This window comes from Streptomyces sp. URMC 126 (assembly GCF_051386555.1).
In the GTDB taxonomy this organism is placed as follows: domain Bacteria; phylum Actinomycetota; class Actinomycetes; order Streptomycetales; family Streptomycetaceae; genus Streptomyces.
This window is the reverse complement of the sequence record NZ_JBPQTX010001401.1, coordinates 1-232: the sequence shown is the minus strand read 5'-3', so window position 1 is coordinate 232 and position 232 is coordinate 1. Positions and strand designations below refer to the sequence as shown.

General features: G+C 76.3%; 1 pseudogene. It reads left to right on the top strand.

Annotated elements, in window-relative coordinates:
• Window positions 1-224: pseudogene (locus tag ACSNOK_RS36440) on the top strand (metallophosphoesterase); the annotation flags it as partial.
• Between the last annotated feature and the right edge of the window lie 8 nt (window positions 225-232).

The window sequence follows — 232 nt, the reverse complement described above, 5'->3', positions numbered from 1 at the left end:
ACCCCTTCCTGGGCAGCTACCTGCTGGCCGAGGCGGTGGACGCGGCGGGCGCCGACCTGGCCGTCCACGGGCACGCCCACGCGGGCACCGAGCACGGTATTACCAGCGGCGGTGTGCGGGTGCGCAACGTCGCCCAGCCGGTCATCCGGCGCGCCTTCGCGGTGTACCACCTGGAACCCGGCGCGGAACGCAGGGCCGGGGCGCTGGCCGAGGCCTCCCGCTGACCCTCCGG